Raw genomic sequence first — 25,553 nt, forward strand, 5'->3', positions numbered from 1 at the left:
ATAAGAAATGCCCGCCGTTTTTTTATAGATAAATTTCTTGCCGATGGCATCAATTTGCCGTTAGTTCAAGTCGAGTTGCAGGCCGTCATAGGCCAGTTCCATGCCTGCGGGCAACTCGGCATTGGTCGATTCGTAGTCGAACTCATGCGAAGCGTGAGTGAAGTAGGTCCGTTTTGCTCCGATTTGTTGAGCGATTTCGACAGCCTCTTGGAGCGAGTAATGAGTCGGGTGAGGCTTGTAGCGCAAGGCATCGAGGATCAAAACATCCAGGCCTTGCAGTCGTTCGAGACTTGCGGCGGGAATTTCATTGGTGTCAGTGCAATAGGCCAGATCTCCAAAGCGAAAACCGAGCACTTGAAAGCGAGGCCCATGGTGCAGCCGAATCGGTCGTACCGTGGCTCCCAGGAGTTCGAAGGGATCCGTGGATACTCGATGAAATTCAAACTGAGGGACTGCCCCCGGGTGAGTCGGTTTCAGCTTCGAAAAGGCGTAGTCGTAAGCCATTCGGATGCGATTTTCGACAGTTTCCTCGCAATAAAGCGGAACTGGGTGTCCCAGGTAGAAAGGAAACAATCTTAGGTCATCGAGTCCGAATAGATGGTCGGCATGTTCATGCGTGAACAGGACTGCGTGGGCGACACCGATCTGTTCGCGAAGCAGTTGGGTCCGCAAATCGGGCGGGGTGTCAATTAGCAAAACGCCATCGGGCAACCCCACGATGGCCGAGCATCGCGTCCGGTTGTTACGTGGATTTTCGCTCTGGCAAACATCACACCCGCAGCCGAGCGCGGGCACTCCGACCGAGGTGCCGGTGCCGAGCAAAATAAATTTTCCTGTGATATCGGAGGTGACAAAGGATGCGGGCAATGGACCAGCCTTTTCCGGGGGGCACATTGAAGGTAATCTGCCAGCGAGCATACCTGGAGGATGCTAGGAGGGACAAGCCGCCTACTGCCGTGAAATGGGGTAGCCAGATCAAGTTAACGGGTGGCATTCTTGCTAAAACCATGCTGGCAGTCGGCTAAATGTCTCATCTCGCTTTATGTTTTAGAACCTTTGGCGTGCTGAGGCTTTGGATAAACGCAGTTGACCCTCAGTCGCAATCGATATAAATTACTTGCCGTAAATGGCTTACGCGCTTTACCAATGTCATTTTTGCCCAGCCGTGAAAGCGGTTTGTTGCTCTTTGGAGACGTCTTCCACTCTGGGGCGTTAACATCATGAATTTATTGGAACGTATTTGGGAATATCTTGGCCTCTTTTTTGGGGGGCTGATTGGCGGATTTGAACGGACGATGACTTCTGTCTTCGGTTCATCGAATGCGCGATATGTGAAACGACTCCAAGCGAAAGTCGATGCGATTGGAAGCTTGGAGAGCCAATACCAGGACATGTCGAATGATGAGCTCAAGGGGCAGACCGAGAAATTTCGGGCACGCCTCGACGCGGGTGAAATGCTTGAAGACATTTTGGTCGAAGCTTTTGCCGTCTGTCGGGAGGCCGGCAAGCGTTTTTTGAACATGCGTCATTACGATGTTCAGATGATTGGTGGCATGGTGCTGCACAGTGGTGCAATCGCGGAGATGGTGACCGGTGAGGGAAAGACGCTCGTCGCGACCCTGCCTGCCTACTTGAATGCGATTGAACGCAAGGGCGTGCATGTGGTGACCGTCAATGATTATTTGGCCCGTCGTGATATGGAATGGATGGCTCCGCTGTATCTCGGGTTGGGGCTGACCGTCGGCGCAATTCAGAGTGACATGCCCGCCGACGAGCGTCAAAAGGCCTACGAGTGTGACATTACCTACGGAACCAATAATGAATTTGGCTTTGATTACTTACGAGACAATATGCGTCCAGCGGCCAAAGGTGACGGCAATTACAAGCGGCAGATGCAGCAGTCGCAAGGACGCCTGAATTTTGCCATCGTTGATGAAGTCGACAACATTCTGATTGATGAGGCTCGTACGCCATTAATCATTTCTGGGCCCGCGCATGAAAATATCCGCAAATATGCGGAGGCCGATCGGGTTGCTCGGCAGCTGAAGAAAAATGAACACTTCGAAGTAAACGAAAAAGATCATTCGGTTAACCTGACGGATGTCGGTGTACGTGAAGCCGAACGATTGGCTGGGGTCGAAAGCTTTTACACGGCTGGCAACATGGAGTGGCCGCACCTGATTGACAACGCTTTGAAAGCTCACTTCCTTTACAAGCGGGATGTGAATTACGTCGTCAAAGAAGGTAGCGTCGTGATTGTCGACGAGTTCACCGGACGTTTAATGGAAGGACGGCAATGGAGCGATGGTTTGCATCAGGCAGCCGAAGCGAAAGAAGGCGTCAAGATCAAGGAGGAAACACAGACGTTGGCAACGATCACGTTGCAAAACTTCTTCAAACTCTATGGCAAGCTCTGTGGAATGACCGGTACGGCAATGACCGAAGCCAACGAGTTCTGGAAAATCTACGGACTCGACGTGGTCGCCATTCCTACCAATCGAGAGCTTGAGCGACTCGGGTATCCGGACGTTATTTACTGTACCGAAGAAGAAAAATACAACGCGATTGCCAAAGAGATCGAAGAACTCAATAAATGGGACGCGGTTACGGTCAACAAAGAACAGCAGGTTGGTACGCTGATTAAAGAAGCCGATGATCAGATTACGTTTCAACCCCGCGGTAGCAATCAACAGGAAGCGATTGCCCGTTCCAAGGTAACTGAGATCCGTCGTAAGGGACGGCCCGTGTTGGTCGGTACAACGTCGATCGAAAAAAGTGAATTACTGGCCGGAATGCTTGAGAGACGTGGGATCCGCCACGAAGTGCTCAACGCGAAACACCATAAACGGGAAGCCGAGATTGTTGCTCAAGCCGGAAGAATTGGTGCGGTGACGATCGCGACGAATATGGCTGGGCGTGGAACCGATATTATCCTGGGCGGAAACCCGGAGACGATGGCATGGGCCGTGTTGCAAGATAAGTATGAAACACGATTGGATGTCCCGCGGGAAGAATGGGATTCACTCATTAAGGAAATTGACGAACGCGAGTCGATGTCCGAGAGTGGTAAGGTTGTGAAATCGCTGGGGGGCTTGCATGTGATCGGAACTGAACGCCATGAAGCCCGTCGCATTGATCTTCAGCTGCGAGGACGTTGTGGACGCCAAGGCGATCCCGGAAGCAGTCGATTTTACCTCTCTCTCCGCGATGACCTCATGCGCATCTTTGCTGGCGAATGGGTTGAGAAAATTCTGAAGTCCTGGGGGGGATGGGAGGAAGGCGATGCGATCGAAAGCTCCATGGTCACTCGACGAATCGAAGCAGCTCAAAAGAAAGTTGAAGAACGTAACTTTGAGATTCGTAAGAATCTATTGGAGTATGACGAAGTCATGGACGAACAACGCAAGCGAGTCTATGGCTATCGACAAGCAATTCTGGAAGGAACCAACTGCAAAAATTTGATTGTCGAGATGGTCGAAGAGCAGGTGCAAGAGAATCTGGACACCATTTTGCAGCCCATGTATGGCGCGGAGGCTTTTTCGGCTTGGGCGAGTAACCAGCTTGCGACTCCTTTGGAGGCACGGGATTATCGCGGGCTCGATTTTCCGTCAGCCAATGAGCGAGCCAAAGAGGATGCGGAACGGGCTGCTGAAACTCAGGTACTGGATGCCATCGATGAAAATCTTCCCGATGAAGAAGGAGAAGATTCCCGGGACTGGAATTGGGCTGCCTTAGCAAAAATGGCCAATTCTCGTTGGGGACTCAATCTGCGTGATCGGGATCTTGTCAAGGTCGGGCGCGACCATGTTGGCGAGTTGCTAATTGAAAAAGCCCGTGAAGCGATTAACAAAGTCGATATGAGTGACGGAGCTGCCTTTTTGGATAGCGAATTCTCTCACCGTACCGCCTGTGCCTGGACACACCACAAATTCGGACTCGAGATTAAGCCTGAAGATATCAAGGAATTAGAACGAGCCCAGGTGATCGAACTGGTGCGGGACAGGGCGATTGAAACCTACCAAGAAAAAGAATCTGAGTACCCGGTGATGGCGGGCATGTATCGTTTCAGCACGCGCTCCTCCGGAGGCCAGCCTCGGGTCGATCGTCAAGCACTTGTCAGCTGGGTACAGCAACGTTTTGGGGTCGAGATTTCACTGGAGGATTTAAAGAGCAAGCAGCGAGAAGAGATTTATCAGTTGTTGCTCGAACTGAGTCATTCGCATCAGAAACAGGCCCAAGAGGTACTCAATGCAGCCGAAGCCCGGGTCGATGAGATCTTCGCTGGCAATCAGGATCTCAGTGATTCGGCCGGTGAAAACGGCACTCTCTCGTCGCTCTCGGATTGGTTGCAGCAAAATCTGGATGTCAAATTGACGCCCGATGAAATCTCGAAGCTGCAACGTGATGAGCTACAGGCAAAATTGTCGGCCGGGGTTGAGAGTCGTTTTCGTCCCGAAATTCGGCGCATGGAACGTCAACTCGTGCTGCAGCTCGTGGATTCCGCTTGGAAAGATCATCTGCTTGCCATGGATCATTTGCGCAGTGCGGTGGGCTTGGTGGGATATGCACAGGTCGATCCCAAGGTCGAATACAAACGCGAAGGCCGCAAGCTGTTCGATCAGATGTGGACTTCCATGGGACAGCGAGTGACGGACTTGATTTTCAAGATGGAGCAATTGGACGAGGGGTTCGTTGGTTCGACCTGGGTCGAGACCGCGGCTGTTCATGAATCCGCTCCTTCGACCAGCGAGATTGCGAAACAACAGGAAGAAGGCATTCAAAATAGCCAAGGTGACCAGCAGGTTGAAACAATTCGAAATCGTAACGATCGAGTTGGAAGGAATGATCCTTGTCCTTGTGGCAGCGGTAAAAAATATAAAAATTGCTGCCTGAAGGCACGCGCCAGTTAATCAAGCACGCGCCAGTTAATGCAGTAACTGACCTTTGACTGAGGGAAGGGAATCCCGCGTGAGTGTCCTTTTGGATCTCTGCTACCTCGCACTGCTCGGGCTTTTATCTCCCGCGCTTCTGTGGATTTCCGTCCGAACAGGAAAGTATCGCCAAGGCTTGCCGCAAAAACTGTGGGGGCAACTGCCGCTACGAATAGGGGCGGAGCCTTGCGTCTGGTTCCACGCAGTGAGTGTCGGCGAAGTGAATTTACTCGCCACGCTGATTCAGCAATTCGAACGGGAACGTCCTGATGTCCGATGTTTCATTACGACGACGACCAAAGCCGGTTTCGAACTCGCAAATCAAAAGTATCCTCTGCATGCTGTGGACTACTGCCCACTTGATTTTAGTTGGGCCGTTCGGCGCGCCATGTCACGGATTCGACCAAGTTTGCTCGTGTTGGTCGAACTAGAGATTTGGCCGAATTTGATTCAGGCTGCACGACGTGCTGATGTGCCTGTTGCCATGGTCAATGGGCGAATGAGCGAACGAAGCTTCCGTGGATATCACCGAATTCGTTGGGTAATGAAGTTCGTATTCGCGAAATTCTCCAAGTTGGCGGTCCAGAATTCAATCTATCGCGAACGCTTTGTTCGACTTGGCTCTCGACGGTCAGAGGTTTCCGTGACCGGATCGATCAAGTTTGATGGAGCAGAGACTGAGCGAGGTAATTTGCAAACAAGATGTCTTCGAGAACTGGCGGGACTCGGAGAACAGGATCGTGTCTTCCTGGCTGGCAGTACGCTGGATGGGGAAGAGCGATTGGCGCTGGACACCTATCAGACCTTGGTCGGCGATTACCCTGAGTTGCGTTTGATTATCGTGCCGCGACATCCAGAACGTTTTGACGAAGTGGCGGCGCTGCTCGATAATTCTGGCTTGGCTTGGATGCGTCGCAAAAATTTAGACCCGAATTCGAATTCTGATGTTCGAGTCCTGATGGTGGATACCGTCGGTGAATTGGGGGCCTGGTGGGGCGTCGCGGAGATGGCCTTTGTTGGCGGTAGCATGGCGGATCGCGGAGGGCAAAATATGATCGAGCCCGCGGCTTATGGCGCGGCTGTTTCCTTTGGACCTAACACGGCCAACTTTCGCGATGTGGTTCAACAATTGTTGTCCGCAGAGGCTGCTACCGTGGTTCACGATCAAGCCGAGTTGACCGAATTTGTGCGGGGATGTCTCAGGGATCCGCGGGAAGCCAAGCAAATGGGACAACGGGCTCAGGAGTTAGTAAGAGCAAATTTGGGAGCGACCGAGCGGACCTTTGAGCTACTGGATGACTTGCTGCCGGTGACCAAATCTTCCGGCCGGGCGTCGTCTCGGGGCGAGCCGCCTTTTTTGCCTCGGAAATCAGCCTGAACCGATCGATCCGCTTCGGTTAACTCATCAAGCTGGCTGGATGCCGCGGTTTTGTCATTCAGGGCTGCCGGTTGCGAGTTGGGAATGCAAAGGTTTATAGTACTCAATTAACGATTTGTGATTTTGGCAGATGCCAGCAGCCGTATCCAATGGGAGGAATGTTGTGGCGACAGGTAAATATCTCTTCACGAGTGAATCCGTGAGCATGGGGCATCCGGACAAGCTGGCCGATCAAATCTCTGACGGAATTCTTGACGCCCTGTTCAAGCAAGACAACATGAGCCGGGTCGCCTGCGAAACGATGGTAACGACGGGAATCGCTATTGTCGCGGGAGAAATCACCACCAACGCAGTTGTGGATTTTCAGGAAGTGATTCGCCGCGTCATTCGTGAGGTTGGGTACACGGATGACAAAATGGGCATCTGTGCTGATACGTGTGCGGTGATGGTTTCCATCGATAAGCAGAGTCCTGATATCGCCCAGGGAGTGGATGACAATCAGTCGTCGGGAAAGGATATCGGGGCTGGTGATCAGGGGTTGATGTTTGGCTACGCCTGTAACGACACCGAAGAGTTGATGCCGGTGCCAATCGCTCTTTCGCACCGTATTCTGAACCGGTTGACGGAGGCTCGTCAAAAGGCAGAAGTGGGTTGGCTACGGCCCGACAGTAAAAGTCAGGTCACGGTGGAGTACGATGGCAATCGACCTGTACGTATCGATACAGTCGTCGTTTCGACGCAACATGATGAGGATGTATCGAATGCCGAGATTCGTGAGTTCATCATCGAGAATGTTGTGAATCCACTGTTGCCGCAGGATCTGGTTTCGAGCGATATCAAGTATCACATCAATCCTACGGGTCGATTTGTCGTGGGGGGACCGCATGGTGATTGTGGGCTCACCGGACGAAAAATTATCGTCGATACCTATGGAGGATGGGGACGGCACGGTGGTGGGGCCTTCAGCGGAAAGGATCCAACCAAGGTCGATCGTAGCGCCGCTTATATGGCCCGTCATGTGGCCAAGAACATCGTTGCAGCTGGCTTAGCAGAACGCTGCGAAGTCCAGTTGGCTTACGCCATCGGCGTTTCGGAACCCGTGAGTGTGTTGGTTGATACAGAGGGAACGGGAACTGTTCCTGATGAAAGTATCTGCGCGGCTGTTCGCGAGTTCTTCCCGTTGTCGCCTCGAGGCATTATTGACTACCTCAAATTGCGACGGCCAATTTTCCAGCAAACGGCGCATGGAGGTCATTTTGGACGGACCGGTGATGCGTTTACTTGGGAAAACACGGATCGAGCGGCAGAGCTTGCAGGAGTCGTCGCTGCCGGTGCAGCTTCCAAGTAGGGAGAAATCTCTGGTAGTGTCGTGGATGCCATCAGTCGACTCGGTGACTGATGGCAGGGGCGTTGCACTTGTGGATTTCCCAGGAGTATGAGGCATGGAGGTTGGCTGGCAATCAAAGTCTCCCCACTGGATTCCGTCGGAGCGTCGTATCGCGGTCTTTGCGACGACATCCGCGCTCGGGTTATTGATGTTGATGGCGATTGTCTTATGGGGTCGCCGCTTGTTGGGGGCATTTGCCGATTCACCTTCAGCGACCGTCTTGCTTACCGCTCTCTTCGTACTCGTGGCGACTTCTTGGTTATTCCGGGTTCCTGTTTTTCGCGCTGCCAGCGTCGATCGGCCCACTCTTTATTTCCTCCTTTTCGGCACTTCAATCAGCTTGCTGTTATCTGGAACATTACTCACCGATGTATTTACTCAGCCTGCCTGGGCTTGGTTGACTTTCTGGGGCGTAATGATCAGCAGCGAGTCGTTTATTTATCGGCGAATTGCGAGGCGAATTCAGCGTCGTCCGCCACAACAACGCCCGCTTAAGGCCGAAGTTCACTTGCATGAAGAGTCTGAGTTGCCCGAGGAAGTTTGTCAGCAATTCGTCAGGTCGACGGATCCCGAACTTGGGGAGATTATTCATGGCAAATGGCGAGCTCGTTTTCAAACCGGGCAACGAACAGAGTCCATTCACTTGTCGTTCTGTCCGCCCTTGCCGAGTGCCCCTCAGCTAGAGGTTGAAACGGTTAGTGGCCCCGCGGCGTCAACGAAACCCGCGCTAGTCGTTCCACATGGTGCTCGGATCGACATACGTCTCGATCAACCCGCGGAGGAACAAACCGATGTGGTGCTTGAGGTTTTCGTGCATCAAGGCTAGGCTCGCAGGCTAGTTGTCGGGCTCTGTGAGCAAAATCGTTCGCATTCGTTCCACAATCTCTGGATTCGGTAAGTTCGACGATTTCATCAGCATGTGAACGAAGTTGTCGGCGAGTACTTCTTCAGGATGGATGATATATTCCGTGTTCCTACCAATCTGCTTGTGATAGGACGGCTCGCTGCGAGGATCAATCAGATTGGCTTGGCCATCGGTTAGCTGGGGACGCCAACTCCCTTCCGACTCTTCAACCTCCATCAAGCGAAACAATAATTCGCCAAATAGAGTGCGATTTTCAAATGTTTCGTAATCGGCTGCTTTCGTCAGCAAAACCGGTGTGACATCGACTTGTTGCCCCTTTCGGTCAAGCTGGATGACGCAATTCAGGAGAGGCGCATCGGGGTTAGTGATTTTGCGATTAATCAAGGCTCTTGGTAAGTCGATCGGCTTAACTTCGCGAAAACCAACAACGGCGTACAATTGACGTCGTAGCAGGGGAGAATGACGGCTGAGCACGTGGAATAATTCATGTAACACGAGCCTTTTCAAGGACGCTGAGTCTCGTTTCAAGACGGAACGCGGCAAGACAATCGCTGCTTCTCGGCAGTGGGGAGCGTTGGCCTCTTCACGGCCTGTTGTAAGCAGGAGTTGAATCTCTGGTGGCCAAACTTTCTTGAAACCAAGAAGCAGAGGTTGCAATTCTTTCAGGACCTGCCTCAACTGACTTTCCTCGGCCAGAGTCCAGTCCAAGGCCTGTGCTTGCACAAAATCGAGAAATTGGGCTTCCGAGATTGGATCGGAGGCCTGGAGACGTATTTGCCGATCAAAAGGACTGAGATTTCGAATGAATCGGTCCGTTTGGCCCAGTGACTGCTTTGCCGTTTGGCGGTCGGCAAATGATAAGTTGACTTGCGGATGGATCGAAATGGCCGCTTCTTCTGCCGCCGGCAAAGCCGATTGGCAGATCAAAGCGACAAAGAGGCGACCGGCGAACAACAGCTCGATTTTTTTGATGGCACTCATCGATCGTGACATTAGCTTTCGCGCGATGAAAGAGGATATTTGTGCTTGGTGAATTTGAGGCGTGGTGGAATAATAACGCCAATATCACTCAATCGATGCCATTCGTCGATTGGATTTCGTGAGAAAGATTCAAACCTGTTTTTGCGGGATTAAATTATGGCCAGATGGCCACGTCATGTTCGTACGACGCTTTTTACCTATTTGAGCGTCTTTCTCCTCTTTCCGGTCTTGTGCCTCGCCTGTTACGGCTTCGTGCAGGGTTGGTGGTTTTAACGTTCTGAGATCGTTTCGAGAGCTGCTTGCACAGGAGAATGAAACGTGGAGCCTACTGATAAGGATCGCTTAATCACTTTGCTTTCGGGCTACCGTCAAGAACATCTGCTCCAATTTTGGGACGATCTTGATCTGAATCAACAAGCAAATCTCAGGGAACAAATCGCTGCTATTGATTTTGATCTTATGAAGGAGCTTTCAGCAGGGGAGAAGATTAAGCAAGATTTTTCTCAATTGGCCGCTCGAGCTCGCCCTCCCAAGGCTTATCGATTCGACGATGTTTCACTGAACGCCGGTGAGATTCGCTCCGCTGCGGAGAATGCGATTTCCAGCGGAAAATTGGGAGTCGTATTGGTTGCCGGAGGGCAGGGGACACGACTCGGGTTTCCGCACCCCAAAGGGATGTTTCGACTCGGCCCTCTTTCCGACCGAACTCTGTTTCAAATCCACATCGATCAGTTGTTGGCGGTTTCAGCTCGTTACGGAGTGAGGATTCCGTTGTACTTAATGACCAGTCCCGTCACGCATGACGAGACGGTTGATTTTTTGCAAAAGCATGAAAACTTTGGCCTACCCCCAGAAGATTTGTACATTTTTTGTCAGGGGACGATGCCTGCTGTTGACTCAGAGGGAAAGCTGTTGCTGGAGCGTCCGGATCGGATTTCGCTTAGTCCTGATGGGCATGGTGGGATGCTGGCCGCTTTTCACTCAAGTGGCTGTTTGCGAGATGTAACGGAGCGGGGCTTGGAACAACTGTTCTATTTTCAGGTCGATAATCCGTTGGCTCGTATCTGTGACCTCGACCTTGTCGGTTATCATCTGCATGCCCGTTCTGAATTGACGACGCAGGTTGTTGCCAAATGTTCTGCTGATGAAAAGGTCGGCAATGTTGTCGAGGTCGATGGACAAATCATGGTCATCGAATATAGCGATCTTCCTGCGGCAGCTGGCGAGCGAGTGCGATCTGATGGGTCGCTTGAGTTGTGGGCTGGGAACATTGCGATACATATTTTCCAGGTCCAATTTCTCATTCAGGCTACTCAAGAAAAATCGGCGTTGTCGTTTCATCGTGCCTTGAAGAAAGTGCCCTATCTCAATGAAGGCGGTCGCGTGGTTGTGCCGGATGAGCCGAACGCCACTAAATTTGAAAAGTTCATTTTTGATCTGATGCCACAGGCAAAAAATGCAATCGTTGTGGAGGCGGCGGCTGAGGAAGTGTTCGCTCCTGTGAAGAATGCAGTGGGGGCGGCAAAGGACAGCCCCGAAACGGCAAGATCTGCCATGATTGCCCGTGATCAGCATCGATTGCGAGCTGCGGGTATTGTCGTTGGCAAGCAGGTCGACGTGGAAATCAATCCTCGCTTCGCACTGGGCCTGACTGAGATCAGGCAAAAACTCGATCACGTTAAATCGATCGACGAAGATACTTACTTTGAATGAATCAAGCAAACTGCGAGCGATCGACGCTCAAAGGAGATGAAGATGTTACACGCGGTGATCATGGCGGGCGGAGCCGGTACTAGATTTTGGCCAGCGAGTCGACGTCGACGTCCCAAGCAATTGTTGGATTTAGCTGGCGGACAGTCGATGATTCAGGCCACGGTTGCACGACTTGGGCGGCTCGTGCCATCGGAAAATGTGCTGGTTGTGACCAATCAGCAACTGGTTGATCCGATTCGACACCAACTGCCCCAGTTGCCGCCAGCTGCCGTTCTGGGTGAGCCGTGTAAACGCGATACGGCGCCTTGTGTGGGCGTTGCCGCCGTGTGGGTTCAGCAACACGATTCGGACGCGATTATGGTGGTGATGCCTGCGGACCACATCATCGAGCCAAATCAGGCATTTCAAGATGCGATCCGATACGCAGGAAACTTGGTAGAAGAACAACCTGATCGGATTGTTACTTTCGGAATCCGCCCCGCCTATGCTGCGGAATCCTTCGGTTACATTCACCGCGGTGATGCGATTGAAGCCAAGAAAGCGAACGCTCCGAAGCTCTTTCAGGTGAATGACTTTCGTGAAAAACCGACCGCCGAGGTCGCGCAAGAATACTTGGATGACGGTAACTACTACTGGAACTCCGGCATTTTTGTTTGGAATGCTCGCACCATCCTGGCCCAGTTGAAGCAACATGAACCGCAGATGTTCCAACGTATCGAAGCGATTGGCCAGGCGATTGGTTCGGCTCAGTTTGACGAAGTCTTTGAAGCCGAATTCTCCGCAATCGTAGGCAAGTCGATTGATTACGCCGTGATGGAACGTGCGGAAAATGTTGTTGTCATCGAGGCACCTTTTGACTGGGATGATGTCGGTAGCTGGCAGGCGCTGGCCCGCTTGCGGGGCACCGACCAGGATGGCAATACGATTGCCGCACGTCATCTGGGAATCGACACCCAAGGCTCGACAGTTCGTGGCGAGGATGAACATCTGGTGGTGACCGTTGGGTTGAAGGATTGTCTCATCGTGCACACGAAAGATGCCACACTGGTCGCGAATAAACATGATGAGGAGCGTGTGCGCGATGTGGTGAAGCAATTAGAAGCCAATGGCTGGACTGAATTCCTCTAAGTCAGTCGAATTTTTCCGGTACTGTATTTGGGTGATCATTTTGAATGCCAGCTCCGTTCCAGGTCGTATTGCGGCCATTGATTTTGGTACTGTCCGCATTGGAATTGCGATCTCCGATCCGCAGCAATCGATCGCCAGCCCCTATGAGAATTACAAGCGACGTGACTCGTTGCAGGATTCACGCAGGTTTCGACAATTGGTTGAGGAAGAGGGAGTTGTACAATTCATTGTTGGGCTTCCATTGCATCTCGATGGTCGTGAGAGTCCCAAGTCAAACGAAGCACGAAAGTTTGGTGCTTGGCTGGAAGCGGAAACGAGCGTGCCCGTGAATTATCATGATGAACGCTTCACGTCGGTCGAGGCGGAGCAGCAGATGCTGTCGGTCAACATGACACGCAGCAAACGTAAGCAACGTCGAGATATGTTGGCCGCTCAACTGTTGCTGTCGGCTTACTTAGAATCGGATCGTGAGGGGCATGATCCTGGTGCAATCGACGGATGACGTTCGGTTTTTTGTCCGCTGTCGTCCCGATCAGTCGGGCCTACTGCCGATGGGCGACTTTTTGCTGTTCCGAAAGGTACTGCTCAATCCAGGGGTAGATCTCCTCGGCCGGCAAGGCGTAGCTGGCAATCCGTTCGGCTCGAGCGATATTAATGCCGACGACGCGCCCCTCCAGGTCCACAACCGGTCCGCCGCAATGTTCCGGCAGTAAGAAGGTGTCGTGCTGAAGCACGCTCGGAAAACCTGTGCGACGATCGCTTAGCTCTCCGCCCAAAAAACTTTGGAAATCACTGTTTTCGAGATCGAGATCCGTTCGCCGTCCTAGTTGGGCCGTCAGTGATAGTTCGTCATCCTCGCGTTGCACGACCAGTTGAATGTCTGCGCCGGGGAGTTGTTTGTTGATGATTCGAACCAGTTCATCACTCGTTTGAATCGGTTGTTCATTCACTTCGATCACGACATCACCATCGCTTAGGCCGGCGGCGTCAGCAGCACTTTTGGCAACAACGTCGGTGATGATCGCGCCGAATCGACCTGTGCGAAGTCGAATACCGAGCACGCCATCGTTGGCAACGAGATGCGGAGCAAGGCTGACAACGCCAATTGCAATCGGCTCTTTCCCGAGGCTTGGAGTTGCCAGGAGGGTTCCCACCTCGGGCTCGTTTTCACGGCTCCATTTGACCGACCTTAGGTTGTTAGCACGGACTTGCAGTAGCGCCAGATCGTGACTCGGGCGAAGCTTGACAACTTCGGCCGTTCGACGAGCTCGATTCGCGAACTGGCATGTGAGTCGACCATCTTGAGTCACTTCGCTGGCTTTCGTCAAGATTAAGCCCGAGGGATCGACAATCGTTCCCATCGCGATGGGATGGCCGTCTCGGAATACGCGTACCGTAGAAGCACGAGCATCTGCGATGATTTCAGAGAAGGCCGACTTGACCTTTTGGTGGTTTTTTCCCACTTCCCATCCGTTGTCGACCTTGTCCAGCCAACCACTCAACAAGGCGGCGTCGTCACGCGTTTGTACGCTCGTGTGACGTTGAACTAAACGGAGGGGGTTAAAAGAAGATTCTTCTTGATACGAGCGATGAAGGCAGAATGTAGCCGCAGCTGTTGTTGTCAACGTCAGGGCAATCGCGAAAAATCTTCGGTAACCTAACATGATTAGCCTTCGTTACGCCTGTAGGTTGTGATGGGAACGGAGAAATAAATTAGTTTCGCCGACGGGGTCGGGTACCTAGCTTCAACTCGAAATCAAGCACCTGACCGTCGCGAACGACGCGGATTTGTACTTCGTCTTCGGGACTCAATTGTCCGACTTCATTTTGTAAATCTTGGAATGTCTCAATCCGCGCGGTGTTAACGCGAAGCACAATATCGCCTGTCTCTAAACCGCTCGAAGCCGCCGGAGAACCTTCGATGACTTGGGAAATGCGGGCTCGTTCTGTTTCGGTGTCCTCGGTAACGCCTAGCCAGCCCCGCTCCGGTGCGGTTAACAGTCCCCAGACTTCGCCTTTGGCAAGACGCGTCCATGAGTTGCGGAATGGGTCGACGGGAACGTGAACATTGATCGTTAGATTCTTACCGATCCGACTGTGAATTCCGATCACTTTACCTTCTAAGTCGAAGAGCGGGCCACCTGAATCGCCGCCCACAAGTGTGCAGTCGGTTAGGATTGCGGAGTTCTCGGTCTTTAAGATCCGCCCCCAACGTAAAACGGGCAAGCGATCACGGTCGTATCCGCCGGGATGACCGGTTGCCAGGCACCACTGTCCCGGCTTTACAGCGGCTGAATTGCCTAAGTCGGCGTGCGGCCACTGTCCCGATTCTGTGATTTTGATCATCCCTGCGTCGAGCTCCTGGTTGAGCCCTAACGTGATGCCTCGAACAATACGACCGTCGGATAAAAAGATCATCGCTGCCCGTCGCGGGGTTCCCGCTACATGGGCTGCGGTCAAGACATAGCCATCTTCGCTGACGATCACGCCGCTGCCGTTCGCTCGGCCGACCTGGACGGCGACCGTGGCAGACAGCATGCTTTCGGTGAGCTCGCGAATCTTGGTTTGAAGCGCTCGTAGCTCCGATACATCAGACGGAGCGTTTCCGTTTTTGACTCGCGCCAAAGTGGTATCGGTTTTTGCAGCTTCCTGTGCGAACACGTTCAACGGGAGCGATGCCAAAAGAACTAGCAATGCGACAGACCGAACTGTTTGCACTAGATGCTTCATATTACCTCCGCCAATACCAACCCTCTGTGAGAGTCGACGTCGGGCAATTCACGACGCCGCGTCCATGGCCCTTATCATAATCGAAAGCCGGCCTCTTTGCTCGCTTTCAACACCGCAGATCGAAGCTCTCTGGGAAATAACGAGAAATCCACGATGATTTTGAGGAGTAGCAGCTTTATTTTTTGCGTCTCGGGTTGCCTCGACGTTGGAGCCCGTGTCTTCTGCCGGTCGGATTGGTTAGAATCTTTTTCTCCTGACGGTTATAGCGATTTGATGGTTTTTTATTCGGTGCCTGTCAAACTGTTTTTACTATGCCTGAAAACCAGTGTCTGATCGTCGGTTGTGGTTATTTGGGAACGCGGGTCGCCGACCAGTGGCGAGAGCGAGGTTTCCAAGTTTTTACCACGACTCGATCTGCATCTCGCGCGGAAGAACTGAAACGAAAAGGTTTTCAACCGATCGTTCTCGATATTGCGGAATCGATTCGTGCGGGCAGTTTGCCTCAGGTGCGATTCGTTTTGTTCGCCGTGGGCTTTGATCGGTCCGCACTTCACTCGCAAAAACAGGTCTATGTGGAGGGGCTGAAAAATGTCTTGGCCGCGCTGCCTGGGGCGCCTGAGAGATTTATCTATGTGAGCTCGACCGGCGTCTATGGACAGTCGGACAACAGTTGGGTCGACGAGCAATCACCGACCGAACCGACGCGCGAAGGAGGCCGCTGCTGTTTAGAGGCGGAGCGGTTGTTGATGGAGCACCCGATGGGGAAATGCAGTCTGATCCTTCGAATGGCTGGAATCTATGGTCCCGATCGTTTGCCCTTCTTGCAAAAAATGCGGGACGGTCAGCCGTTACCTGTGGCCACAGATGGGTACTTGAATCTGATCCATGTCGAAGATGCGGCACGGATTGTTGATGCTTGTACGGCCGAAGCAATGCCTGTTGAGACTCAGTCTCCGCAGTTGCTGGTGGTGTCGGATGGTCATCCTGTGATCCGAAGAACTTATTACGATTACGTGGCGCGTCTCATCGGTGTGACTGCCCGGTACGACCCGCCTGATGGCGATGCACCTCGAACTCGACGGGCGATGGGGAGCAAGCGAGTTTGTAATCATTTAATGAGGGATAAGTTGCGCGTGCGACTCCGGTTTCCTCGCTTTGAACAGGGGCTGAAAGCGATCCTAACCGACGGAGAAACCCAGGCGGATAGCTAAGATCGACGGCTTAAACCTGGTTGATGGTTGGCGGTCTCGTTCCTACAATCAGTAATTAACTCTTTACTTTTCGGCTTGCTCTAGATGAGCGGGATCGTTCAAGTAAATAATCACCGCGGTTAACCCCGGGCACCCCACAAGTCGAGGCACTTAATTTCGATGATTGAACGGAAACCAATTTTTCCCAACGTACTCGAGATTAACCATCAAGCAGGCCAAGCCATTGGCTGCAATGTATACCTGGTTTTTGACGGTCCGAATTGGGTGATGATCGACATCGGCTACGAGGATACGGTAGATGAGATCGTGGATCTGATTCGCCAACTTGATTTTCCGTTGTCGAAATGCAAGACAGTAATCGCGACGCATGCTGATGCAGACCACATTCAGGGTTTGGCGAAAATCAAGCAGGCCTTCAAGGCACGAGTAACGGCTCATCCGATGGCTGCACCTGCCCTTGAGCAGGGTGACAAGTTGAAGACCTATGCCGAGATCGCGGCCCAAGGTATTCATTTGGAAATGCCACCGGTTAAAGTTGATGACCTCGTCAACGACGGCGACATCATTGAGATTGGCAAATTGCAACTCGAAGTCTGGCACACGCCAGGGCACACCGATGGTCAACTCTCCTTTCGCTTGGGAGATTTGCTATTCAGCGGTGACAATATCTATCGCGACGGATGTGTTGGTGCGATCGACGCACATCATGGGAGTAACTTACCGGACTTCATTAAATCGCTTCAGCGTATCCGAGACAGTGACGTCCAGTGGCTGTTACCCAGCCATGGTCCGATCTTTCGGAAGGACAACGCGTTGCTGGATGCGACCATTGCTCGCCTGGAAAACTATCAACACATGGCCGATTTTGGCACCTGCGCCATTGACTGGCCGTTGATGGACGAATGGGAAGAAGAGCTGGCAAGCGGTAAATTCCCCGAATAATGCGCTGGCCGGTTGTCGAGTCGTGGGGGTGAGAAATCGGGAGCGAGTCGGCCTTTTTGAGCTGTCGATCGCCGTTGCCAGGCAGCCCGATGTTGTGCCCTGCTATCAACGAATGCTGAAGAGTCCCACGCTTATGCGGATTCTGCCGAATGTTCGAGCAGCGATCTGCCGATCTATTCCATTGAGGGTGCTCGCATTCGCGGCCCAGGCGCCCGGTGCCGTTCGGCACAGGAAAAAAAACAGGGGGGACTGATCCAAATGATCCGTCGGATTGCATTACTGATCGTTTTATCGGCGATAGTTTTCGTCGCTGGTAGCGAGAGCTGCCAGGCCCAACAGGCCTATGGTCGTTCGTGGGGCGCTTCACGGCCTTCTCACGATTGGGACCGATTCTACCACTACCCGTACGTGTACTACCCGCAAAACTACTGGACGGACCAGTACTACCGCAGTAGTAACAGCTTGTACTACCGCTATCCGGCTGAAATGCGGATTCCGGTCTACAATAAGAAGTGGCACAACTATTATCCCAGCTGCCGCCTCTATCACAGCGGGCATCACTTTCAACTGGACGTTTTTTAAGCCGACGCTGCTCGGACTTGAAAGAATCACCGACCCACGGCAAAAAACTTCGGCTACGGTTTGCGCTTTTTTAGCCAAGCCGATCAGCGGGTTGGCGTTTGCCCTGTCGGATCCGTCATAGATTTTTAACCGTTTGTCGATCGGCAAAATTGGTAAAGGATTTCGGCGGCTTGTTCCAGTTGCACGGCCTCGACCCACTCGTCTTTCGTGTGGGCCTGAGCAATATCGCCAGGTCCAAAGACGACGGCGGGCAGGTCCGCCCCCGCGAGTGTACTCGCGTCGGTTCCGTAGGGAACTCCCAAGCATTCTGCCGCATGTCCACAGGTGCGAATCACTCGTAAGAGAGAGCGAGCCAGATCTCCATTGAGCCGATCAGACAAACCGGGCGCGGCTAAAAACGGAGTCTCATGGCTGAAGTCGGTGTCAGCCATTTGAGTCTCCAAGAAGTCAGTAACATGTTGAAGCGCGCTGTCGGTCTGTTCTTCCGGAAGCAAACGACGATCGATCTCCACGGTACAAATATCGGGAACCGTGTTCACGCTCAGGCCGCCTTCAATCATCCCCACGCTCAAGCTGGGCTGGCCGACCAACGGGTGAGAATCCAACTCCGGAACCACCTCGCGGGCATAAACTTCCAAATGGGCAAGCAAGCGAGCCATGGAATAAATCGCGTTCTTTCCCTTGTCTGGCATCGAACTGTGGGCCGCTTTCCCGCGTGTCTGGCATCGCCAACGTACGGTTCCCTTGTGGGCTGTCACAACGTTTAAGCCGGTTGGTTCTGCCACGATGATCAGATCGGGAGCTTTGGGGAGGAGGGGGGAATGCCCCGTTTCCCAGAGATGGCGCAAATGGCGCGCGCCATCGAAACCATTTTCTTCGTTGATTGTGCAGGCAAAAACCACGTTGGCCGCACCGGGGGGGCGTTCCCGTGCCAGTCGTGCCACGCTAGACAACATGGCAGCCATTCCTCCCTTGATGTCACATGCTCCTCGGCCATAAAGCCGCCCATTCTCTAGTTTGCCGCCAAATGGATCAATCGTCATGCCGTCGATGGGAACTGTATCTTGGTGCACTTCGAGCAGGATCGTGAGTTCAGCGTTCGCAGAATCCACGCGGGTGATCACATTCTCTCGACCCGGTAGAACTTCGTACCGTTCGCTCGGCAGCTCGAGACGACTGAATTGAGTCGACAGGAAGTCGGTCAGTCGGCCTTCGAGGTAGGGCGATTCGGTGAAGTCGCGTCCCATCGGGTTAACGCTGGGGATTCTCACAAGTTCTTGAGCGAGCTTGACTGCGTCAAATAACGGTTCTTTGCTCATGAATTAGCTCCTGAATGGCATGGTCATGTTTCCAGCTTGACCTTGGCAATGTCGACCACTACGATGCCTGTGCACTCGGCGTTTTAGCCGGGTTTTTATTGCGATTCGCTTGTGATATTATTCACAAAGTAGCGACTTTCATTTGTAAAGCCTTTATTTGCAACGGATTACAGCGATGGGGATGCTTCCCGTCTTTGTCTTCGCCGTCGCCTCCCTGTCCGTGGCAGCCGGCATGTTGATTGCTGGCTCCCTGTTGGGGCCCCGCCGCAGGGGTGACGTGAAGCGTATGCCGTACGAAAGCGGCATGGACCCGATCCACGACACACGGCGGCGATTCGATGTTCGATTTCATTTGGTGGCCATCGCCTTTTTAATTTTTGACGTGGAGTTATTGTTCCTTTACCCGTGGGCTGTTGCTAGTCGAAATTCGGAAGGAATCGATTTCGCGATCTCTGAGAATTTAATCTCTGGGCGAGGTCTCGTTTTCGGAGGTGTTCTGTTTTTCTTATTCCTGGTCATCGCTGGCCTTATCTACGAATGGCGAAAGGGCATTTTACGATGGCGATAGATCTCCCCGATAACGTGATGATCGGTCAATTGGATTCGTTAGCCAACTGGTGTCGGAAGAACAGCCTCTGGCCCATGCCTTTTGCCACCGCCTGTTGTGGCATTGAGCTGATGGCGACCGGGGCCAGTCGCCACGATCTGGCTCGGTTTGGAGCGGAAGTTTTTCGGTTCAGTCCTCGGCAGTGCGATCTGATGATTGTTGCCGGCCGTGTTGTGATGAAAATGCTTCCTGTGTTGCAGCGAATTTGGCAACAGATGCACGAACCGAAGTGGTGCATTTCGATGGGGGCTTGTGCTTCGACCGGCGGGGTGTTTGATACTTACTGTGTGGTTCAAGGCGTTGACCGATTCATTCCGGTCGATATGTACATCCCTGGATGTCCGCCCCGACCTGAGCAATTGATCCAGGGCATCATTGACTTGCAGGACAAGATTCAGCGAGAGGGGACGCTTCGCGGAGACGAGTTTGATTTACCCCAACGCCAGTTGCGAAAGCGCGCCCTGATGGAACTGCCTGTGGTTGGACAGACCCCCGTTTTCGCTCCCCACCTGCGAGAAGAATGATTTTATGAACGAATCCACCATTGGAGCGATCCAATCGCGATTCGAGCGTGTGATCCACAGCGAATTCCGCGATCAGAGTCGTGTTGTCGCCGCGGTAGCCGACTCTCCTCAGATCTTTCAGTTTCTGAAAGATGAGCTCGGTTTTGATCTGCTAGTGGACATCACATGTGTGGATTATTTGCATTTCCGCCAAGCGGAACACCGGTTCGGTCTCGTTTATCTGTTGGCAAAGTCGGATGTGGGGGAGCGTTTGACGATCCGCTTGATGTTGGATGAGCCTCATTTGAACGTCAGTTCGGTCGTCTCATTGTGGCAAGCAGCCAACTGGATGGAGCGCGAGATTTGGGACATGTTCGGGATCCGTTTTGACGGTCATCCGGATCTGCGTCGAATCCTGCTGCCCGACGAGTTTACCGCACATCCGTTGAGGAAAGACTATCCCCTGCAAGGGCGAGGTGAGCGGCATAATTTTCCTGTCATCACCCGACACGAAGCGTAGACCTTATCTGAAAGATTCAAGCCAACGATGCCCATCGTAGCCGCCGATCCCAGCAAGCATTCGGATACCAGCCAGGATTACCTGTGGACACTCAACTTTGGTCCTCAGCACCCTGCCACGCACACCACCTTGAGGATTGTGCTGAAACTGGATGGGGAACGTGTGGTGGAGGCTGTGCCTGACATTGGCTATCTGCACTCCGGTTTTGAGAAAATTGCGGAGGAGCTGGACTACAATCAATATGTGACCGTGACAGACCGGATGAATTACATCTCTCCGATGGCCAATAATGTGGCGTGGCATCATTCGGTCGAGCAGTTGTTGGGAATCGAGATCACGCCGCGGTGCAAATACATCCGCGTGATCATTGCCGAACTCGCTCGGATTAGTGACCACTTGTTGTCTGTGGGGGCGATGGGGCTCGACACGGGGGCGTTCACTTTCTTTTTGTATGCCTTCTATCAACGCGAACGCATCTACGACATTTTTGAATCGCTGTGCGGAGCCCGTTTTACCAACAGCTACACGCGTGTCGGTGGAGTCAGTCACGACATGACCCCGTTGGTGATTGAGAAAATTCGCAGTTTTCTGCAGGATTTTCCTCGTACCTTGGATGACATGGGACGCTTACTCAATCGCAACCGCATCTTTGTTGATCGGACCAAAGGCGTCGGCATGCTGACGAAAGCGGAGGCGACCAATCGCAGTGCGAGTGGTCCCGTGGCACGGGCGAGTGGAGTCACTCGTGATTTGAGAAAAGACGAACCCTATCTCTCCTACGGAGACTTCGATTTTCAAGTTTGTTGTGCGAAGGCCGGTGACTGCTTTGCTCGTTATTACGTGCGAATGGAAGAAATTCGGGAAAGTCTGAAGATCGTTTCGCAAGCCGTGGAGAATCTACCGGCCGGTCCCGTCAATATTGGCGTTGATGATCGGGCGGCTTTGCCGGAAAAACAGCAGGTCTATCAAACCATTGAGGGCACGATCACGCATTTCGAATTGGTGATGGCGAACCGGGGCATCGAGGTTCCGCAGGAGGAATCCTACGCAGCCACCGAGGCACCCAATGGCGAATTAGGTTTTTACATTGTCGGTGACGGAAGCAATGTGGCTTATCGGGCTCGTTGCCGTCCGCCGTCGTTCATGCATTTTGCGATGTTTCCTCATTTGATTCACGGTCACACACTGAGCGACGTGGTCGCTGTACTGGGAAGTCTAAACATTATTGCGGCTGAGTTGGATCGATGAACACATCAACAGAACGCGTTTTGACGGACGAAATGGTCGCGGAAATTAAGGCGTTTTTTCCTCGCTATCCGATTCGACAAGCGGTCACGTTACCGGCGTTGCACATCGTTAATCAGCACCTTCGTCATGTTCCTCTGCAGGCGGTGGTGGAAGTTGCTGAGCTGTTGGAGTTGGCGCCCGCCGAAGTGCAAGACACGCTTTCGTTCTACGGATTTTTTAAGCAAGATGCCCCCCACGGTGAGACGCGAGCCTGGGTGTGCCGGTCGATCAGCTGTGCGTTGCGTGGTGGCGAGGAAATTCTGCAGCACATGTGTGACCAGCTGGGCATTGAACCAGGCGAGACAACAGCGGATGGTAGGCTCACTCTCGAGTTCGGTGAATGTCTCGGAGCTTGCGACTTTGCACCCTGTATGCTGGCCGGTGCTGAACTCCACAAAAACTTAGATCGGCAGTCGGCTGAGAAGTTCATCAATTCTGTCGAGAAGTAACAAGGTTGCGATTGTGTCCGAATTTGAGCCCGTTTTGTTGGCAAATGTCGACAAAGAGAACAGCCACACCCGCGATGTTTATGAACAGTCGGGGGGCTATCAGACGCTGCGTAAAGCGTTCGACATGGGGCGTCCCGAGGTCGTGGAAGCCGTCAAGGATAGTTCGCTGCGTGGGCGGGGTGGGGCCGGTTTTCCCTGTGGATTGAAATGGACGTTCTTGCCGAAAGATCATCCGGGCCCAATTTACTTTTGTTTGAATGCGGATGAGAGCGAACCTGGCACGTTCAATAATCGCATTCTGATGGAAGAGGATCCCCATCAGGTTTTGGAAGGGCTGATCATCAGTTGCTTCGCGACTCGAGCAACGACTGCTTACATTTATCTCCGGTACGAGTACCCGCTCTGTTACGATCGTCTTCAGGCGGCGATCGATGAGTGTTACTCGGCTGGCTATCTTGGCCAAAATATTTTGGGCAGCGGCTACGATTTGGATGTGTTCTTGCATCGTGGTGCAGCGGCTTACATTTGTGGAGAAGAAACGGGGCTGATCGAGAGTTTAGAAGGCAAACGGGCTTGGCCGCGAATCAAACCGCCGTTCCCGGCTGTGGAGGGCGTTTTTCACAAGCCAACGGTGGTGAACAATGTCGAAACGGCAGCTTGTGTTCGACACATTATCGATCGGGGTGCCGATTGGTTTAAGTCGATCGGGATTCCCCCCGACCCCAGCAATCCGCGAGACCCCGGAAGTTTCGGCCCTAAGCTGTACTGCCTGAGTGGTCATGTGGAAAGACCTGGCTGTTACGAAGCGCCCCTTGGGATCACCGCTCAAGAGCTGATCGATCGCCACGGTGGCGGTGTTTGGAAGGGTCGGAAAGCGAAAGCGGTCATTCCCGGCGGAATCAGTATGGGTATTCTCGGGCCGGACGAGCTTGATTGTCCGTTGGATTTCGCTGGGCCGGGCAAATATGGATGTCTCGGTTTGGGAACTGCCGCCGTTGTCGTCATGGACGATTCCGTATCGATGGTTGACTTTCTGCACAACAGCGCTCGATTTTTCGCTCATGAAAGCTGCGGCCAATGTACTCCGTGCCGAGAGGGAACTTCCTGGGCGCTGAAAATGCTGGAACGCATTCGCGCTGGTCGAGGTCGCCTGAAGGATCTCGAACTGTTGCTGGAAATCGGCGATTCCATTGGGATCATGCCAGGAACCACCATCTGTGGTCTCGCCGATGGGGCTGCTTGGCCTCTGAAGAATGCAATTCGGAAATTTCGCGATGAATTCGAGGAGTACATCAAACGCACGAATCCAAGCGGATTCGCACGGACCGAACCGGTTCCTGCCTTAGATCTGGGTATCGCCCACTAGAGAGAAAGTGCCGTATCAATGGCAAAGGTTTACATCAACGGCGAAGAGCTGGAAATTGGTGCCGAAGAACGTCTCAACGGTATACAGGCTGCTGAGCGAATGGGGGTTGAGGTACCGCATTATTGTTGGCATCCGGGGTTGTCGGTCGTGGCCAGTTGCCGCATGTGTCTCGTTGAGACGGGCCGGCTCGATGCTGAATCGGGCGAAATATCGATGATGCCCAAACTCGTGCCTGCTTGCCAAACTCCGGCGACTGACGGAGCTGTCTTTGTCACCGACAGTGACAAAGTGACAGCCGCTCGTGAAATGGTCGAAGAAGATTTGTTGATTCGGCATCCGATCGATTGTCCGATCTGCGATAAGGCGGGCGAGTGTCACCTGCAGGATTATCACTTCCAACACGGTCGTCCCGAAAGACGGGCGGATATCAAGCCATTTACAAGTCGGCGTCGACCTATGGGGGACACGGTCACACTGTTCGTCGATCGGTGTGTGATGTGTAGTCGTTGTGTACGCTTTACACGTGAAATATCCGGTACCAAAGAGTTGATGATTGTGGATCGCGGTGCTCACGAGGAAATCGACGTGTTTCCTGGCTTTCCACTCGACAACAAGCTTTCTGGCAATGTGGTCGACCTGTGTCCCGTCGGTGCCTTGGGGGATCGCGACTTTCTATATTCTCAACGTGTTTGGTTTATGAAGCCGCATGATTCTGTTTGCGGCGGCTGTTCAACAGGCTGTTCCATTCACGTCGAAGAGAATCAGGATCAGGTTTATCGGCTCAAACCAAGAGAAAACCCCCACATCAACCAATGGTGGATGTGTGACGATGGCCGATATGGTTTTAAACACGTCCACAGCGAAAATCGGGTGACTCAGCCGCGTCGTAAAACGACGGCAGGCTATGTCGATGTTCAATGGAGTGATCTGCCCGAGGAGTTGGATAAGGTGTTACGAGACGCAGGTCGTTTGGCCGCCGTTGTTTCACCGCATTTGACCGTCGAAGAAGCCTATCTGCTCTGTTCCTATCTCAAGCAATTGGACCCCGAGGTCCTGCTTGCTGTCGGCCCGATTCCCCGCGTTGGCGAGGATGAATCTTTTCCGAATGGTTTTACCATTCGAGCAGAAAAATGTCCGAATCGTCGAGGTGTGGAGGCGATCGTCAGTCGGATGGCGGGAGGCCTGGTTTCATTTGAATCGCTTGCCGATAAACTAAATGAGCAATCGCCGGACGTGTTATGGGTGGCGGGAGCTTACCCCGCCGCCTGGATCGACGAGACGATGGCTGATCGGTTGACCGAGAATCGGCTAACCATCGTTCAGGATCTGTTTGAAACAGCTCTTTGGAGTCGGGCACACTATCAATTGCCAGCGGTGGCGTTTGCGGAGCGTCAAGGTTCCTACGTCAACGCGTGTGATCGTTTGCAGTCCTTTGACTGGGCGATTAGGCCCCCAGCGGGGGCGATGTCGGAAGGTCAATTGTTTTGGCGTTTACTAGGTCGGACCGGGCTGTTTAACGCGCGGAAGGTCATGGAAGAGATCGCTCGCGAAATCGCCTTTTTTGCTCCGGCGGCGGAGCCGGTCCCAGCCGTTGGTGTCGATCTGAAGGTCACTCAGCTGGCCGACGCGGAAAACTTAGGAGCCTCGGCATAGC

At 53.0% G+C, this 25,553-nt stretch carries 22 protein-coding genes; 17 read left to right on the forward strand and 5 right to left on the reverse strand.

What is annotated here, in order from left to right:
* Positions 1-60: 60 nt before the first annotated feature.
* Complete coding sequence (locus P8N76_24815) at positions 61-867, reverse strand: MBL fold metallo-hydrolase (GenBank protein ID MDG2384916.1); 807 nt, start codon at positions 865-867, stop codon at positions 61-63.
* Between the two features lie 353 nt (positions 868-1,220).
* On the opposite strand from P8N76_24815, the gene P8N76_24820 reads away from it, so the two are divergent.
* The 4 genes from P8N76_24820 to P8N76_24835 all read left to right on the forward strand — a co-directional run bounded on the left by P8N76_24820 (position 1,221) and on the right by P8N76_24835 (position 8,522).
* Positions 1,221-4,910, forward strand: coding sequence for an SEC-C metal-binding domain-containing protein (locus P8N76_24820; protein ID MDG2384917.1), 3,690 nt, complete (start codon positions 1,221-1,223; stop codon positions 4,908-4,910).
* A 58-nt stretch (positions 4,911-4,968) separates the two neighbouring features.
* Complete coding sequence (locus tag P8N76_24825) at positions 4,969-6,309, forward strand: 3-deoxy-D-manno-octulosonic acid transferase (protein ID MDG2384918.1); 1,341 nt, start codon at positions 4,969-4,971, stop codon at positions 6,307-6,309.
* A gap of 130 nt (positions 6,310-6,439) precedes the next feature.
* Positions 6,440-7,657: a methionine adenosyltransferase gene (gene metK, locus P8N76_24830; GenBank protein MDG2384919.1), complete on the forward strand. Its 1,218-nt coding sequence runs from the start codon at positions 6,440-6,442 to the stop codon at positions 7,655-7,657.
* A gap of 94 nt (positions 7,658-7,751) precedes the next feature.
* A complete protein-coding gene (locus P8N76_24835) occupies positions 7,752-8,522 on the forward strand; it encodes a hypothetical protein (protein ID MDG2384920.1) in 771 nt (256 codons plus the stop codon).
* Between the two features lie 9 nt (positions 8,523-8,531).
* Here P8N76_24835 and P8N76_24840 read toward each other — a convergent pair whose 3' ends face one another.
* Positions 8,532-9,554, reverse strand: a complete 1,023-nt coding sequence (locus tag P8N76_24840) for a hypothetical protein (GenBank protein ID MDG2384921.1) — start codon at positions 9,552-9,554, stop codon at positions 8,532-8,534.
* Between the two features lie 306 nt (positions 9,555-9,860).
* Between P8N76_24840 and P8N76_24845 the strand changes: the two genes are divergently transcribed.
* From P8N76_24845 to ruvX, 3 genes are read left to right on the forward strand one after another with little or no spacing between them, the layout of a single operon-like run.
* Positions 9,861-11,255, forward strand: a complete 1,395-nt coding sequence (locus tag P8N76_24845; GenBank protein MDG2384922.1) for a UDPGP type 1 family protein — start codon at positions 9,861-9,863, stop codon at positions 11,253-11,255.
* Between the two features lie 42 nt (positions 11,256-11,297).
* The gene (locus P8N76_24850) at positions 11,298-12,383 is read left to right on the forward strand and encodes a mannose-1-phosphate guanylyltransferase (GenBank protein MDG2384923.1); all 1,086 of its coding nucleotides are present in this window, start codon (positions 11,298-11,300) and stop codon (positions 12,381-12,383) included.
* Positions 12,384-12,423: 40 nt separating this feature from the next.
* Entirely contained in the window at positions 12,424-12,885 is a 462-nt protein-coding gene (gene ruvX / locus P8N76_24855) for a Holliday junction resolvase RuvX (GenBank protein ID MDG2384924.1), read from the forward strand.
* Between the two features lie 40 nt (positions 12,886-12,925).
* Here ruvX and P8N76_24860 read toward each other — a convergent pair whose 3' ends face one another.
* Both P8N76_24860 and P8N76_24865 read right to left on the reverse strand, forming a co-directional pair.
* The gene (locus P8N76_24860; GenBank protein MDG2384925.1) at positions 12,926-14,047 is read right to left on the reverse strand and encodes a PDZ domain-containing protein; all 1,122 of its coding nucleotides are present in this window, start codon (positions 14,045-14,047) and stop codon (positions 12,926-12,928) included.
* Positions 14,048-14,096: 49 nt separating this feature from the next.
* Positions 14,097-15,113, reverse strand: a complete 1,017-nt coding sequence (locus P8N76_24865; GenBank protein MDG2384926.1) for a trypsin-like peptidase domain-containing protein — start codon at positions 15,111-15,113, stop codon at positions 14,097-14,099.
* Between the two features lie 311 nt (positions 15,114-15,424).
* Between P8N76_24865 and P8N76_24870 the strand changes: the two genes are divergently transcribed.
* The 3 genes from P8N76_24870 to P8N76_24880 all read left to right on the forward strand — a co-directional run bounded on the left by P8N76_24870 (position 15,425) and on the right by P8N76_24880 (position 17,848).
* Positions 15,425-16,324, forward strand: a complete 900-nt coding sequence (locus tag P8N76_24870; protein MDG2384927.1) for an SDR family oxidoreductase — start codon at positions 15,425-15,427, stop codon at positions 16,322-16,324.
* Between the two features lie 159 nt (positions 16,325-16,483).
* Positions 16,484-17,266, forward strand: a complete 783-nt coding sequence (locus tag P8N76_24875; protein ID MDG2384928.1) for an MBL fold metallo-hydrolase — start codon at positions 16,484-16,486, stop codon at positions 17,264-17,266.
* Between the two features lie 258 nt (positions 17,267-17,524).
* The gene (locus P8N76_24880) at positions 17,525-17,848 is read left to right on the forward strand and encodes a calmodulin-binding protein (protein ID MDG2384929.1); all 324 of its coding nucleotides are present in this window, start codon (positions 17,525-17,527) and stop codon (positions 17,846-17,848) included.
* A gap of 125 nt (positions 17,849-17,973) precedes the next feature.
* Here P8N76_24880 and P8N76_24885 read toward each other — a convergent pair whose 3' ends face one another.
* On the reverse strand, positions 17,974-19,167 hold the full coding sequence (locus P8N76_24885; GenBank protein ID MDG2384930.1) for a M20 family metallopeptidase: 1,194 nt from the start codon (positions 19,165-19,167) through the stop codon (positions 17,974-17,976).
* A 175-nt stretch (positions 19,168-19,342) separates the two neighbouring features.
* Between P8N76_24885 and ndhC the strand changes: the two genes are divergently transcribed.
* From ndhC to P8N76_24920, 7 genes are read left to right on the forward strand one after another with little or no spacing between them, the layout of a single operon-like run.
* On the forward strand, positions 19,343-19,735 hold the full coding sequence (ndhC, locus tag P8N76_24890) for an NADH-quinone oxidoreductase subunit A (GenBank protein MDG2384931.1): 393 nt from the start codon (positions 19,343-19,345) through the stop codon (positions 19,733-19,735).
* A complete protein-coding gene (gene nuoB, locus P8N76_24895) occupies positions 19,726-20,298 on the forward strand; it encodes an NADH-quinone oxidoreductase subunit NuoB (GenBank protein MDG2384932.1) in 573 nt (190 codons plus the stop codon). Before ndhC ends, nuoB begins: the two co-directional genes overlap by 10 nt.
* 4 nt (positions 20,299-20,302) lie before the next feature.
* The gene (locus P8N76_24900) at positions 20,303-20,797 is read left to right on the forward strand and encodes an NADH-quinone oxidoreductase subunit C (GenBank protein MDG2384933.1); all 495 of its coding nucleotides are present in this window, start codon (positions 20,303-20,305) and stop codon (positions 20,795-20,797) included.
* Between the two features lie 27 nt (positions 20,798-20,824).
* The gene (nuoD, locus tag P8N76_24905) at positions 20,825-22,045 is read left to right on the forward strand and encodes an NADH dehydrogenase (quinone) subunit D (GenBank protein MDG2384934.1); all 1,221 of its coding nucleotides are present in this window, start codon (positions 20,825-20,827) and stop codon (positions 22,043-22,045) included.
* Positions 22,042-22,533: an NAD(P)H-dependent oxidoreductase subunit E gene (locus tag P8N76_24910; protein ID MDG2384935.1), complete on the forward strand. Its 492-nt coding sequence runs from the start codon at positions 22,042-22,044 to the stop codon at positions 22,531-22,533. Before nuoD ends, P8N76_24910 begins: the two co-directional genes overlap by 4 nt.
* Positions 22,534-22,546: 13 nt before the next feature.
* Positions 22,547-23,899, forward strand: coding sequence for an NADH-quinone oxidoreductase subunit NuoF (gene nuoF / locus P8N76_24915; GenBank protein ID MDG2384936.1), 1,353 nt, complete (start codon positions 22,547-22,549; stop codon positions 23,897-23,899).
* An 18-nt stretch (positions 23,900-23,917) separates the two neighbouring features.
* Entirely contained in the window at positions 23,918-25,552 is a 1,635-nt protein-coding gene (locus P8N76_24920; GenBank protein ID MDG2384937.1) for a 2Fe-2S iron-sulfur cluster-binding protein, read from the forward strand.
* Position 25,553 lies beyond the last annotated feature (1 nt).

Source organism: Pirellulaceae bacterium, from assembly GCA_029243025.1.
Taxonomy (GTDB): domain Bacteria; phylum Planctomycetota; class Planctomycetia; order Pirellulales; family Pirellulaceae.

What these genes read in the sequence shown, in the direction of transcription:
- P8N76_24870 (MDG2384927.1), top strand. Translation starts at nt 15,425, where the DNA reads ATGCCTGAAAACCAGTGTCTGATCGTCGGTTGTGGTTATTTGGGAACG.
- metK (MDG2384919.1), top strand. Translation starts at nt 6,440, where the DNA reads ATGCCAGCAGCCGTATCCAATGGGAGGAATGTTGTGGCGACAGGTAAA.
- P8N76_24880 (MDG2384929.1), top strand. Translation starts at nt 17,525, where the DNA reads ATGATCCGTCGGATTGCATTACTGATCGTTTTATCGGCGATAGTTTTC.
- nuoB (MDG2384932.1), top strand. Translation starts at nt 19,726, where the DNA reads ATGGCGATAGATCTCCCCGATAACGTGATGATCGGTCAATTGGATTCG.
- P8N76_24865 (MDG2384926.1), bottom strand. Translation starts at nt 15,113, where the DNA reads ATGAAGCATCTAGTGCAAACAGTTCGGTCTGTCGCATTGCTAGTTCTT.
- P8N76_24875 (MDG2384928.1), top strand. Translation starts at nt 16,484, where the DNA reads ATGATTGAACGGAAACCAATTTTTCCCAACGTACTCGAGATTAACCAT.
- P8N76_24840 (MDG2384921.1), bottom strand. Translation starts at nt 9,554, where the DNA reads ATGTCACGATCGATGAGTGCCATCAAAAAAATCGAGCTGTTGTTCGCC.
- P8N76_24850 (MDG2384923.1), top strand. Translation starts at nt 11,298, where the DNA reads ATGTTACACGCGGTGATCATGGCGGGCGGAGCCGGTACTAGATTTTGG.
- ndhC (MDG2384931.1), top strand. Translation starts at nt 19,343, where the DNA reads ATGGGGATGCTTCCCGTCTTTGTCTTCGCCGTCGCCTCCCTGTCCGTG.
- P8N76_24885 (MDG2384930.1), bottom strand. Translation starts at nt 19,167, where the DNA reads ATGAGCAAAGAACCGTTATTTGACGCAGTCAAGCTCGCTCAAGAACTT.
- P8N76_24920 (MDG2384937.1), top strand. Translation starts at nt 23,918, where the DNA reads ATGGCAAAGGTTTACATCAACGGCGAAGAGCTGGAAATTGGTGCCGAA.
- P8N76_24835 (MDG2384920.1), top strand. Translation starts at nt 7,752, where the DNA reads ATGGAGGTTGGCTGGCAATCAAAGTCTCCCCACTGGATTCCGTCGGAG.
- P8N76_24900 (MDG2384933.1), top strand. Translation starts at nt 20,303, where the DNA reads ATGAACGAATCCACCATTGGAGCGATCCAATCGCGATTCGAGCGTGTG.
- P8N76_24860 (MDG2384925.1), bottom strand. Translation starts at nt 14,047, where the DNA reads ATGTTAGGTTACCGAAGATTTTTCGCGATTGCCCTGACGTTGACAACA.
- P8N76_24820 (MDG2384917.1), top strand. Translation starts at nt 1,221, where the DNA reads ATGAATTTATTGGAACGTATTTGGGAATATCTTGGCCTCTTTTTTGGG.
- nuoD (MDG2384934.1), top strand. Translation starts at nt 20,825, where the DNA reads ATGCCCATCGTAGCCGCCGATCCCAGCAAGCATTCGGATACCAGCCAG.
- P8N76_24910 (MDG2384935.1), top strand. Translation starts at nt 22,042, where the DNA reads ATGAACACATCAACAGAACGCGTTTTGACGGACGAAATGGTCGCGGAA.